This window comes from Embleya australiensis, from assembly GCF_051903075.1.
GTDB lineage: Bacteria > Actinomycetota > Actinomycetes > Streptomycetales > Streptomycetaceae > Embleya.
The window spans coordinates 1885036-1897580 of sequence record NZ_CP182423.1 but is presented as its reverse complement, the minus strand read 5'-3'; the positions used below and the strand labels follow the sequence as shown (position 1 = coordinate 1897580).

General features: G+C 71.0%; 11 protein-coding genes. 7 read left to right on the top strand and 4 right to left on the bottom strand.

What is annotated here, in order from left to right:
- Nucleotides 1-362: 362 nt before the first annotated feature.
- The 4 genes from ACMXN5_RS38550 to ACMXN5_RS38535 all read right to left on the bottom strand — a co-directional run bounded on the left by ACMXN5_RS38550 (nucleotide 363) and on the right by ACMXN5_RS38535 (nucleotide 4858).
- A complete protein-coding gene (locus tag ACMXN5_RS38550; protein ID WP_439679550.1) occupies nucleotides 363-1004 on the bottom strand; it encodes a DUF1345 domain-containing protein in 642 nt (213 codons plus the stop codon).
- Between the two features lie 270 nt (nucleotides 1005-1274).
- Nucleotides 1275-2435 (bottom strand): (Fe-S)-binding protein, encoded by a 1161-nt coding sequence (locus tag ACMXN5_RS38545; RefSeq protein ID WP_439679549.1) that lies wholly within the window; start codon nucleotides 2433-2435, stop codon nucleotides 1275-1277.
- Nucleotides 2432-3817, bottom strand: a complete 1386-nt coding sequence (locus ACMXN5_RS38540; protein WP_439679548.1) for an FAD-binding oxidoreductase — start codon at nucleotides 3815-3817, stop codon at nucleotides 2432-2434. Before ACMXN5_RS38540 ends, ACMXN5_RS38545 begins: the two co-directional genes overlap by 4 nt.
- A gap of 273 nt (nucleotides 3818-4090) precedes the next feature.
- Nucleotides 4091-4858, bottom strand: a complete 768-nt coding sequence (locus ACMXN5_RS38535; RefSeq protein ID WP_439679547.1) for an SDR family NAD(P)-dependent oxidoreductase — start codon at nucleotides 4856-4858, stop codon at nucleotides 4091-4093.
- A 117-nt stretch (nucleotides 4859-4975) separates the two neighbouring features.
- On the opposite strand from ACMXN5_RS38535, the gene ACMXN5_RS38530 reads away from it, so the two are divergent.
- The 7 genes from ACMXN5_RS38530 to ACMXN5_RS38500 all read left to right on the top strand — a co-directional run bounded on the left by ACMXN5_RS38530 (nucleotide 4976) and on the right by ACMXN5_RS38500 (nucleotide 12542).
- Nucleotides 4976-5749, top strand: coding sequence for an IclR family transcriptional regulator (locus tag ACMXN5_RS38530; RefSeq protein WP_439679546.1), 774 nt, complete (start codon nucleotides 4976-4978; stop codon nucleotides 5747-5749).
- Between the two features lie 460 nt (nucleotides 5750-6209).
- On the top strand, nucleotides 6210-7061 hold the full coding sequence (locus tag ACMXN5_RS38525) for a fumarylacetoacetate hydrolase family protein (protein WP_439679545.1): 852 nt from the start codon (nucleotides 6210-6212) through the stop codon (nucleotides 7059-7061).
- Entirely contained in the window at nucleotides 7058-7963 is a 906-nt protein-coding gene (locus tag ACMXN5_RS38520) for an SMP-30/gluconolactonase/LRE family protein (protein WP_439679544.1), read from the top strand. Before ACMXN5_RS38525 ends, ACMXN5_RS38520 begins: the two co-directional genes overlap by 4 nt.
- A 201-nt stretch (nucleotides 7964-8164) precedes the next feature.
- A complete protein-coding gene (locus tag ACMXN5_RS38515; protein ID WP_439679543.1) occupies nucleotides 8165-9100 on the top strand; it encodes a zinc-dependent alcohol dehydrogenase in 936 nt (311 codons plus the stop codon).
- Between the two features lie 90 nt (nucleotides 9101-9190).
- Complete coding sequence (melA, locus tag ACMXN5_RS38510; protein WP_439679542.1) at nucleotides 9191-10486, top strand: alpha-galactosidase; 1296 nt, start codon at nucleotides 9191-9193, stop codon at nucleotides 10484-10486.
- Between the two features lie 29 nt (nucleotides 10487-10515).
- Nucleotides 10516-11607, top strand: a complete 1092-nt coding sequence (locus ACMXN5_RS38505) for an amidohydrolase family protein (protein ID WP_439679541.1) — start codon at nucleotides 10516-10518, stop codon at nucleotides 11605-11607.
- On the top strand, nucleotides 11604-12542 hold the full coding sequence (locus ACMXN5_RS38500) for a carbohydrate ABC transporter permease (RefSeq protein WP_439679540.1): 939 nt from the start codon (nucleotides 11604-11606) through the stop codon (nucleotides 12540-12542). The genes ACMXN5_RS38505 and ACMXN5_RS38500 overlap by 4 nt, the downstream gene beginning before the upstream one ends.
- Nucleotides 12543-12545: the final 3 nt, after the last annotated feature.

The following is a 12545-nucleotide window of genomic DNA, read 5'->3' as shown; positions in this document are numbered from 1 at the left end:
ATGGGAGGCGGCGAGGGCGAAGGGCGTGCGTGTTGTGGTGTGGGCACTCGGCGGGATGGCTCCGTTCGAACCGGGTGGCGCGGTGGAGCGCTTCGGTCTGACCCGCCCCGAATGGGGTGATTTGCCCGTACATGAACTGCGGGTGATCGTGTCGGGCGGCGCCCGCCGGGGTCCTCATCCACTGAGCGTCAGCCGAACCGACTCGGGCAGCGGCTGTCCCGCACCGGCAGCCCGATTCGCGGGCGCGGGTATCGCACCGGGACCGGGCAGGCTTGGCGCCTGGTCCGACCATCCCGATGCCGACCGGATGGGTCCGGCCGCGGCCGGGACGGTGGCGGTACCGGTCGCGCGAGAATCGCGTCTCACGGGCTGACGAGCCCCTGAAGCACCTGGAACGCGACGGCGACCACCAGCGCGTTGTAGAAGTAGGCGATGACGGTGTGAACGAGCACGATCCGCCGCATCCGCACACCGACGACTTCGACATCGCTGGTCGCGAACGACGTGGCGAGCGTGAACGAGAAGTACGCGAAACTCAGGAACGACGGCGTCGTGCCCTCGGGGAACCGAAGGTCGCCGTGCCCGCCGGTGACGTCGATGACGAGGTAGATCTGCGCGAAGCCGACCTGCATCAGCGCCCACGACAGGATCACTCCGAGCGAAGCGGCGACCGTCAGTCCGAGATCACGATGACCGCCGACGACCTGGTCCTTCGCAAGCAGAGCCGTCACCGCCGACACGGCGCCGGTCGTCCCCGCGAGCAGCGGCGCGATCCACGACCACCGGGCCAGAGCGCGCAGCTCCGTGACCGCGCCGGCCTCGACGGGTTGTCCCCGCCAAACGGCCGCGAACCCGCCGGCGATGTAGAGCGACCCGACGACGACCCACACGATCAGCGCCCACCGGGCGGTGCTGCTCAGGAACGCGACACTGGACAGGAAGATCAGTGTCTCTGCGGCCGACCCCGTCCAGCGAAGTCGTGCCCGCGCACGCGGTCCGGCCATGTGCCGATTCTGTCAGTCGGTCGAAGCAGCCGGTGTCAGCGAAACACGGCGCGTCTCGGCGAGGTCGTGGGCCCGTGGTCCTGGCGCCATTCACTCCGAGTTGCTTGTCACTTCGCCGGAGCCTCGGCAGGGCAGGGCAGGGCAGGGCAGGGCAGAGCCGAGCCGGGTGAGTGTGGGTGTCTCGGGTCGGGTACGGCGTATGCGGCTCCCCCCGTGTGGAGTCGCATACGCCGAACTCGGCCCGAGACGCCGGTGTCGGGCCCGTGATGGTCAGGGCGTCCGGGCGCCGCCGTTGGGTGTGGTGAGGAATTCGGCGAGGTGTACCGCGCGTACGCGCGACTTGCGGCGTCGCAGCCCGGTGCGGAGTTGGCGCAGGCAGCCGGGGTTGACCGCGACCACGACGTCGGCGCCACTGGCCTCGATCGCGTCCAGCTTGCGGTCGAGGATGCGGCGGGATTCGATCGGGCGCAGGAGGGAGTAGGTGCCGGCCGCGCCGCAGCAGTCGCCCGCGCCCGGGGTTTCCACGAAGTCGGCCACCGCGGAGAGGACTTCGCGCGGTTCGCGCCATACGCCGAGGCCGTTGCGCAGGTGGCAGGAGTCCTGGAGGGTGACCCTGACCCGGCGGCCGGCCACTCGGCGTTCGGGCAGTGCCGAGGCGTCGACCACCTCGGACAGTTCGGCGACCCGGTCGCGGCCGATGACGTCGGCGAGGTGCGCGGCGCATCCGCCGGAGGTGGTGACGATCCGGCCGGGGAGGCATTCGCCGAGGCGGCGGGCGAGGGCGCGGCCCTTGGTCGATTCGCCGTTGTGCGCGTGCAGTGCTCCGCAGCAGCCCTGGTTGTCCGGCACCTTCAGTCCGGGCAGGAGGGTGCGGGCCGCGCGGGAGACCCTGGGGAACATGGCGCGTTCGAAGCAGCCGAGCATGAGGGAGGCACCGGTGCCGGCGGGTGGCGTGGGTGGCGTGGGTGGTGCGGAGGGTGCGGGTTGTGTGGGTGGCCTCGGTGTCCGGGGTGTGGCCGGACGGGTTGCCTTGTCGGGGCTGCTGCGCCCGGCCGGCAGGACGAAGCGGCCCCAGCCCATCGCGCGGACCACCGGTGGCAGGCTCGCCACGATCGTCAACAGCCGGGCCAGTGGCGGTCGGTGTTTGCCCCGCCACTGGTGTTCGCGCCACTGTTCCAACAAGGAGCCGTACGGGACGCCCGCCGGGCAGACCGGTTCGCAGGCGCGGCAGCCCAGGCACGCGGAGGACTGTTCCAGCAGCGTCGGGTCGTCGGCGTCCAGGCGGCCGGTCTCCAGCGCGCGCATCAGGTTGATCCGGCCGCGCGGCGAGGATGCCTCGTCGCCGGTGGCGGCGTAGGTCGGACACGCGGGCAGGCAGAAGCCGCAGGAGATGCAGCGGGAGAGTTCCTCGGGGTCGAACACACCGGTCATGAGCCGAGCTTTCCGGGATTGAGGATGCGGGCGGGATCGAACGCGGTTTTGATGCGGCTCAGCAATTGCAGCTGGTCGTCGCCGAGTTGGGCGCGCAGGTGCGGCAACTTGGCGGCGCCTACGCCATGTTCGCCGGTGATCGTGCCGCCGAGTTCGATCGCGGTGCGGAAGATGTCGTCGAAGGCGGCGTGCGCGCGCTCGATCGATTCGGTGTCGTTCGGGTCGGCCACCACGCAGGTGGGGTGGAGGTTGCCGTCGCCGGCGTGGCCGAAGGTGGCGATGGTGACGGTGTGCGTGGCCGCGATGGCGTCGATCCGGTCGACCATCTCGGCGATCCTGGGGCGCGGCACGGTGGCGTCCTCGAGGATGGTCAGCGCGCCGAGTCGCGACAGCGCGGGCAGCGAACACCGGCGAGCGGTCAGCAGTGCCTCGGCGCCGGCCACGTCCTCGGCGAGGGTCCATTCCGTGGCGCCGGCCGCGTCGCACAACTCGGCCATGCGGTTCAGGTCGCGGCGGACCGCGTCGGACGTACCGTCGTCGCCGAACAGGAGCAGCGCTCCGGCGTCCCGGCGCAGGCCGAGGTCGGCGTAGTCCTCGACCGCGTTGATGCAGCTCCGGTCCAGGAATTCCAGGGTGGCCGGGACGATGCCGGCGGAGAGGATGTCGGCGACCGCGCGGCCGGCGTGGGCCAGGTCGGGGAAGTAGGCGATCCCGGTGCCCGTGTCGGCGGGGGCGGGCAGCAGGGCCATGGTGATCTCGGTGATCACGGCGAGGGTGCCCTCGGAGCCGGTGAGCAGGCGGGTCAGGTCGTAGCCGGCCACGTCCTTCCAGAGCCGGCCGCCGGTGCGGATCACCTCGCCGGTGGGCAGTACCGCTTCCAGGCCGAGCACGTAGTTGCGGGTGACGCCGTACTTGAGGCCGCGCAGTCCGCCGGCGCACGTGGCCACGTTGCCGCCGACGGTGGAGACCGTGCGGCTGCCGGGGTCGGGTGGGAAGAGCAGGCCGTGTGCGGTCGCGGCGTCGGCCAGGGCGGCGGTGGTCACGCCGGGTTCGACCACGGCGAGCAGTTCGTCGGGGCTGATCTCGCGGATGCGGTTCATGCGTGTGGTGACCAGGACGATGCCGCCGTTCAAGGCCACGGTGGCCGCGCACAGGTTGGAGCCGGCGCCCCGGGGGACGACCGGGACGCGATGCTCGGTCGCCAGGCGCAGTACGGCGGCGACCTCGGCGGTGTCGGCCGGGAAGACCACGGCGTCCGGGAGCCGGTCGAACAGGGGGGTGGCGTCGCGGGCGTACGGCACGAGGTCGCCGGTGGTGTGGCGGACGTGTTCGGCGCCGACGATCGCGCTCAGGCGGTCGATCAGGTCCGTGGACAGGGGCATGTTCCGTGGATCTCCCTCGGGTCGGATGGCCGTCGCGATGGGGCGGGCTCGCCGGCGGCGTCGGCAGCGTGGTCCGGCGGGACGGCCTGCGGCCGGCGTTGTCCTCGAACGCCGGACGGGCTGAGATGTGCTGCGGACCTGGCTGAGATGGCGGCGGACCGGATTGGGGCTGGGGGCCGGGCTCGGGTGAACTGCGGTTCGGGCTGGGGTGGTTGCGATTCCGACACGGCTGGGTTGCGGGCCGAGTGGAGGTGGGTGGGGGCCTGGTCGGTGCTACATGACTGCCAATTGGCCGCCGTCTATGACCAGTTCGGTGCCGTGGATGAAGGCTGCGTCTTCCGAGGCCAGGAACGCGTAGGCGGCGGCTACGTCTTCGGGGCGGCCGGCGCGGGAGAGGGGGATTCGGGTGGTGACGTACGTGGATTCGAAGTCGGGGTCTGTCATTGCGCCTGCGATCGAGGCGTTGAGTGGTGTACGGATGTATCCGGGGCACAGGGTGTTCACCCGGATCCCGTACCGGCCCAGTTCCACCGCCATCGTCTTGCCGAGCAGGAGGACACCTCCCTTGGAGGCGTTGTAGTGCGCGTAGTCCTCCTCGCCCGCGATCCCGTTCGTGGACGACATGTTGACGATCACCCCGCCGCCGCCGCTTTCGACCATGTGCCGGCCGACCGCCTGGCCGACCAGGAACATGCCGCGCAGGTTGACCGCGAGCATGCGGTCGAAGTGCTCGGGGGTGATCTCCAGGAAGGGTTCGCGCCAGGCGATGCCGGCGTTGTTCGCGAGTACGTCGATGCCGCCGAGTTCGCGGACGGCGGCCTCGACGAGCGCGGTCGCGTCCGGCTCGTGGCTGACGTCGACGGCGAGGCCGGTGACCTCGCCGAGGGGGCGCAGTTCCGCGACGGCCTCGTCCACCTCGGCCGGATCCAGGCCGCCCACCAGGACGCGGCACCCTTCCTCGAGGAAGCGCCGGGCGGCCGCGAGGCCGATGCCGCTGCTGCCGCCGCTGACGAGTACCCGCTTGCCGATGAGCCCGCGCATCGCTTCTCCTCCGTGACCGGTCGACGAGCCGGGACGTTATCAGCGATGCGCGGTACGGTCTATCATTCCATCAGACGGAATGCCATCCCATTTATGCTTCGTTCCCTAGGGGGGCCCTTGACCGGCAACAGCGATTCGCCCGTGATCAGCGTGGATCGAGCACTGCGGATCCTGATGCGTATGGGCGAAATGCCCCGAGGCATCGCCTTGGAGGAGCTTGCGAGTGATCTGGACATCCCGAAGAGCACCCTCCACCGGCTGCTCGGGGCGCTCAAGCACCGCGGATTCGCCGCCCAGCCCGAGGTGAACGGCCCCTACTTCATCGGGAGCCAGCTGCTCGCCACCGCGTTCCGCTTCCACGACGACATCGACCTGCGCTCGATGGTGCATCCGCTGCTCGCCGACCTGCGCCGGGTGACCGACGAGACCGTGCACGTGGCGATCCTGGACGCGGGCGAGGTGGTCTATCTGGACAAGGTCGAGGCGTCCGGCGCGATCAAGCTCTCGTCCGTGATCGGCGGGCGAAATCCCGCGCACAGCACGGGAGTCGGCAAGGCCCTGCTGGCCTGGACGTATCCCACCGACGAGGCGCTGCGGGCCTGGGCGACGCCTCGGCTGCCGCTGCGGCCGGCGACCCGCCACACGCTCACCTCGGTGCCGAAGCTGGCCGCCGAGCTGGACGAGGTGCGGCGTCGTGGCTGGGCCACGGACCTGGAGGAGAACGAGCTGGGGCTGCGGTGTGTGGCGGTGCCACTGTTCCTGGGGCGGTCGGCGCCGGCGGCCGCGATCAGCGTGACCGGCCTGAAGTCGCGGATGACATCGGCGCGAATGGCGGAACTGGCCGAGGCACTTCGCTCACGCGTCGCCGAATGGGCAGGCGCCGCAACCTAGCCTGCACCCCGAGGTAGCCCCGGCCCGCCCCCACCCCCCGGCCGGGCCGCGATCAGCCCCGGCCCGGTCCCCGGCCCCGGGCGCGCCTGCGCCGACGCGCGGGCGCCGCGACGCGTCCTCAAACGCCGGACGGGCTGGGATTGGCCGGGTCCGGGGTCCCGAGTGCGCCTGCGTATGCGCGGACGCATGGCGTCCTCAAACGCCGGACGGGCTGGAGTTGCCGGGGTTCCGGATGTAGCGGCGGATGTGCGGGTGCGGTGTGTCCTCGAGCGCCGGGGCGTGGGATGCGCCGGTCCCGGGTGGGCCTGGGCGGGGGGCAACTTTCCTGTTTGGTGGGGGGATTGGGTTTGGGGATGGGGGGACTGGGGGCTCTTGACAGGTTTGGTGGGGCGTTGTTTTACTCGCTTCGCTACTTGGAATTGCGTTCCGCTAGACGGAATCCCGAACTACGGGGAGCGGCATGAGGTTGGCGACAGTTGACTGTGAGGGCCGGGCGGTGGCCGTGGTCGAGCGGGACGGGGGGTTGTACCGGCTCGACGGGCCCGGGGGCGGGACGCTCGGGGCGCTGGTCGCGGCTGGGCCCGAGGTGGTGCGGGCGGTGGCCGATGCCGCCGTCGAGCCGGTTCGGGCGACTCGGTACCTGGCGCCGTTGCGGCCGGGGAAGATCGTTGCGATCGGACTGAACTACCTGGACCACATCCGCGAGGCCGGTGTGGAGCCGCCGAGCAGCCCGCTGGTGTTCGCCAAGTTCCCGTCCAGCGTGATCGGCAGCCGCGATGCCATCGTCGTCGACGCCGAGCTGACCAAGGACGTGGACTGGGAGGTCGAACTCGGCGTGGTGCTCGGCCGGCCGCTGCGCAACGCGGACAAGGACGAGGCGATGGCCGCGATCGCCGGTTACACCGTCGCCAACGACGTCTCCGCCCGCGACCTCCAGTTCGGCGACGGGCAGTGGGTGCGCGGGAAGAGCCTGGATACGTTCTGCCCGCTGGGTCCGGTCCTGGTCACTCCCGACGAGGTGGCCGACCCGCAGGCGCTCGCGCTGCGCACGCGGGTCAACGGGCAACTCGTGCAGGACTCCTCGACCGCCGAAATGCTGTTCGGCATCGCCGAGTTGTTGTCGTACTGCTCTCGGGCCTTCACCCTCGAACCCGGCGATCTCGTGCTCACCGGCACCCCCTGGGGCTGCGGTGCGTTCATGGACCCGCCGCGCCGGCTGGCACCGGGCGACGTGCTGGAGACCGAGATCGAGGGCATCGGCGTACTGGTCAACCCGGTCGTCGGAGCCGAGGCCCGACCGGGACGTCCGTGACCCTCGGCGGTTCCGTCCCCGGCGCGGGGGCGGGGCCGGTCCCGCTGTCGCCGCCGGCGGCCACACTCGGCGAGAGCCCGTGCTGGGACGCGCGCAGCGGCCGGCTCCTGTGGGTGGACATCCCGGCGGGCCGGGTCCACTACCTGATCCCCGACACCGACCTATACGGCTGGTACGACATCGGCCGACCGGTGACCGCGATCGTCCCGCGCGAGGTCGGCGGCTTCGGCCTCGCCGTGCGTGAGGGGTTCGCCGTCCTGGAGCCGGACGGCACGGTCCGGATCATCGCCCCCGTGGAGGCCGACCGACCCGGCAACCGGATGAACGACGGGGCCTGCGACCGGGCCGGCCGCTTCTTCGCCGGCACCAAGGCGGAGGACGACACCCCCGGTGCCGGCGCGCTCTACCGACTCGACCCGCCCGACAGCGCCCATCCGAGCGAACTACCGCGACTCGTGCGGGTGTTCGCCGACGTGACCAACTCCAACGGGATCGCCTGGAGCCCGGACGAGCGACTTGTCTACTACGTGGACACCGGCACCGGTCGGATCGACGTCTGCGCCTACGACCCGGCCGACGGCACCGTCTCCGACCGCCGACCCTTCGCCGAGATCCCGGCGGAGGCGGGCCTGCCCGACGGCCTGACCGTCGATGCCGACGGCGGCGTGTGGGTCGCGCTGTGGGAGGGCGGGGCGCTGCGCCGCTACACCCCCGACGGCCGGCTCGACCGCACCGTGCCCGTGCCGGTACGGCGGGTGACGAACTGCGTGTTCGGCGGTCCCGACCTGGACGTGCTCTACGTGACCACGGCCGCGACCGACGACCGGGAACCGCTGGGCGGCCGGTTGTTCGCGTTCCGCCCCGGGATCCGCGGCCTGGCCGCGCACCCCTACCGAGGCTGACCTCCCTTCGCGGCCGACCACTACCGCGACCGGCCCACCACCCCGCGACCCGCAGCCCACCACCGCCGCGACCGCGTCCACCACCCCGCGACCCGCGGCCGCGACCCCACGATCGACCCACACCCGCCCCAGGGCGAGATGGAGAGTGCACGTGAAGGCCAACCAGTACACCGGCGACGCGGCGACCCAGGGGGCACGGCGATGAGGGCGCTCGTGTTCACCGGACCCGCCACCGTCGAGATGGACGACGTGGCCGAACCCGAACCGGCCGAGGACGAGGTACTGATCCACGTACGCAGCGCCGGCATCTGCGGCAGCGAACTGCACGGCGTACGCACCCCCGGCTTCCGCGTCCCGCCCCTGGTGATGGGGCACGAGTTCGCGGGCGTGACCGACGACGGAACCTCGGTCACCGTCAACCCGATCCTGTCCTGCGGCACATGCGACCTGTGCCGGGGCGGCCTGCGCCAGGTCTGCCGCGACCGTCGGATCATCGGCGTACACGTGCCCGGCGGCTTCGCCGAGCGCGTCGCGGTACCGCGCTCCGCGCTGCACAAGCTCCCCGACGACATGTCGTGGGAGGCCGCCGCCGTGATCGAGCCCGCCGCCAACGCGGTACACGCCTGGCGGCTCGCCGACGTCGCGCCCGGTGCCCGGGTCGGCGTGATCGGCGCCGGCGCGATCGGCCTGGTCTGCGTCCTGGCCGCCGTCGGCGAGGAGACCGCGAGCATCGCCGTCGCCGACCGCTCGCCCGAACGCCGCCGGATCGCCGCCAAGTTGGGTGCCACCACCGTGGCCGGCGAACTCACCGGCGAGTTCGACGTGGTCTTCGACGCGGTCGGCAGCAGGGAAACCCACGAGCAGTCGGTGCGCCTGCTGCGTCCGGGCGGCGTGGCCATCTGGCTCGGCCTGGCCGGCGCCGAGGCCGGCTTCGACGCGACCGTGCTGGTCCGTACCGAAAAGCGCGTGCTCGGCTCGTTCGCCTACACCAACGCGGAGTTCGAGCGCGCCGTCGACCTCGTCGGCGGCTGGGGCCTGGGCTGGACCGCGAGTTACCCCCTGGAGTCGGGCGCGGAGATCTTCACCGACCTCATGCGCGGCGGCAGCCACCCGGTCAAGGCGATCCTGCGCCCCTGACCGGCCGACCCGCGCGCCCGACCACCCGCGCGCCCGCCCACCCCACCACCCGGGCCCCACCCCGAAGCCGCACAGCGAGGTGACCGCACCATGGCAAGGATCGTGCTCATCGGAGCCGGCAGCATCACGTTCGCCAAGAACCTGCTCTCCGACCTCCTGACCTACCCCGAACTCGCGGACGAGATGACCGTCGTCCTGCACGACATCGACGTCGAACGGCTCGACACCGCCGAGCAGATGACCCGTTGGATGATCGACACGCTGGGCGTCGGCGCCAAGGTGGAGGCCCACCTCGTCCGCCGCCGCGCCCTGACCGGCGCCGACTACGTGATCAACGAGATCGCGGTCGGCGGCGTCAAGGCCGCGCACATCGACTTCGAGATCCCCGCCCGCTACGGGCTGCGCCAGACCATCGGCGACACCCTCGGCATCGGCGGCATCTTCCGCGCGCTGCGCACCATCCCGGTCATGGTCGGCATCGGCAGGGACATGGCCGAACTGTGCCCCGACGCGATCCTGATCAACTACACCAACCCGATGTCGATGATCCCGCGCGCGGTCTACGAGGGCGCCGGCCTGAAGAAGGTCGTCGGCGTGTGCCACTCGGTCCGCGACACCGAGGCCACGCTGGCGCGCCTGGTCGGCATCCCGAAGGAGGAGATCTCCTTCCGCACGGCCGGCGTCAACCACCAGGCGTTCGTCCTGCGCTTCGAACACCGCGGCGAGAACCTCTACCGGCGCCTGGACGAGGTGATCGAGGCCGACCCGGAGATGCGGCGCCGGGTACGGGTCGAGGTCTACCGCCGCTTCGGCTACTTCCCCACCGAGTCCAGCGAGCACGGCTCGGAGTACCTGCCCTGGTTCCTGCCGCACCAGGACCAGGTGGACCGGTTCCGCCTGCCGATCGGCACCTACCTGGACTGGCTCCAGGACAACCTCGACACCTACGAGGCGCTGGTCGCCGGGCTGCGCGCGGGCAACGGCGTGGAGATCGCGCCCGGCAACGAACTCGCCTCGCTGATCATCCACTCCATCGAGACCGGCACCCCGCGCGTACTGCACGGCAACGTGGTCAACGACGGACTGATCGGCAACCTGCCGTCCGACGCGTTCGTCGAAGTCCCGTGCCTGGTCGACAAGGCGGGCGTACAGCCCACCAAAATCGGCGCGCTGCCGCCGCAACTGGCCGCGCTCAACCGGAATTACCTCAACGTCGGCGACCTGACCCTGCACGCCGCCCTGGAGGGCCGCCGCGACCACGTCTACCACGCCGCGATGCTCGACCCGAACGCGTCCGCGACCCTGACGCTGCAACAGATCCAGGATCTGGTCGACGAGTTGATCGTCGCGCACGGTGCCTCGCTGCCCGACGGCATCCGCAACTGATCCGCCCGACCCAGACAGGGAGCGAGTAGATGATCCCGCACTTCCCCCACGAAACCGTCGTGCCGGCGCACCTGAAGGATCTGCCGCTGGCACGGTACACGCCGCGCTCGCGGCTCGTCGTCGGGGCGCACGAGATCGAGCGGGCCTCGCTCCCGGTCGTCGACGCGCACATCCACCTCGGCCGCTGGCTCAGCGAGGACGGCGGCTGGGTGGTGTCCGACGTCGGCGCACTGCTCGCGATGATGGACGAGTTGGGCATCCGCGGCATGGTCAACCTCGACGGTCGTTGGGGCACCGAACTCGACGAGAACCTGGCCCGCTACGACCACGCCCACCCCGGCCGGTTCGCCACCTTCTGCCACGTCGACTGGCGCGAGTTGGCGACCCCCGGATTCGAGAAGCGGATCGCCGCCGGGATCCGCCGCGCCGCCGAGACCGGCGCGGTCGGACTCAAGGTCTGGAAGGACCTCGGTCTGCAACTGCGGGACCACACCGACACCTTGGTCATGGTCGACGATCCGCGCCTGGACACCCTGTGGGCCACCGCCGGCGAGGTCGGCCTGCCGATCTGGATCCACACCGCGGACCCGGTCGCCTTCTTCGACCCCATCGACGAGCACAACGAACGCCTCGAACTGCTCCTGGCCCGCCCGGACTGGTCGTTCGCCGACGACCGTTTCCCCACCTTCGAACGACTGGTCCAGGCGCTGGAGAACACGGTCGCCCGGCACCCCGGCACCACCTTCGTCGGCGTGCACATGGGCTGCTACCCGGAAAACCTGCAATGGGTGGGCCGGATGCTGGACACCTACGCCAACTTCCACGTCGACATCGCGGCTCGGATCGCCGAACTCGGCCGCCAGCCCAGGGCCACCACCGAGTTGATCCTGCGCCACCCCGACCGGGTGCTGTTCGGCACCGACGAGATCCCGCCCGACCGGGCCTCCTACCAGCGGCACTTCCGCTTCCTGGAGACCGCCGACGAGGGTTTCCCGCACTCCGACCAGGACCCGCCGCTGATGGGCCGCTGGGCGATCAGCGGGCTCGACCTGCCCCAGGACGTGCTGGCCAAGGTCTACGCCGACAACGCACTGCGACTCGTCCCCAGGCTGGCCTCATGAGCATGACCCTCGGCCGGCGCAAGGGCAGACCCGCCCGCCCCGCCCGCCCCCAAACCGCCGGCCGCGCGCGGTCGAAGGAGAATCGGGCCGCCGGCCTCTTCCTGCTCCCCGCGTTCATCGGCTTCGCCGTCTTCTACCTCTACCCCACCGGTCGCGGCATCTGGATCTCGCTCACCGACTGGAACCTGCTCTCCGACCCGACGTACGTCGGCGCCGACAACTACGTCGAGGTGGCCAAGGACCCGCTGTTCTGGAACGCCCTCAAGGTCACCGCCTACTTCGTCTTCATCACCCTCGGCGTACAGGTCGGCGTGGCCCTGCTGCTCGCCGCGATCATGGTCCGGCTCACCGGATCCGTCGTGGTCCGCGCCCTGCTCCTGGTGCCCTGGCTGGTGCCGAACGTGACCATCGGGCTGATCTGGCTGTGGATGCTCGACGCCAACCTCGGCTTCGTGAATCACCTGATGGGCAAGACCGGGAGCGACACGCACGGCTTCTTCGCCTCGCCGGACGAGGCCCTGCTGAGCGTGTCCGCGGTCAACATCTGGGCGGGCACCGGATACGTGGCGCTGCTCCTGTACGCCGGGATGTTGCAGATCCCGGGCGAGCTGTACGAATCCGCGTCCCTGGACGGCGCGGGCGAGATCCGGATGTTCTTCAAGATCACCCTGCCGCTGCTCCGGCCGATCCTGGCCCTGGTGATGGTGGTCTCGGTGATCGGCTCGTTCCAGATCTTCGACACGATCGCGGTGACCACCAAGGGCGGCCCGGTCGACGCCACCCGCGTCGCCTACTACTACATCTACCAGGAGGCGTTCACCCACTTCCGCATGGGCTACGCCGCCGCGATGGCGCTGTGCCTGGTGGTCGTGCTCGGCGGGCTGACCTACCTCCAGATGCGCCTGCTGCGCGCCTCCACGTCCGACCTGGCCTGAGGG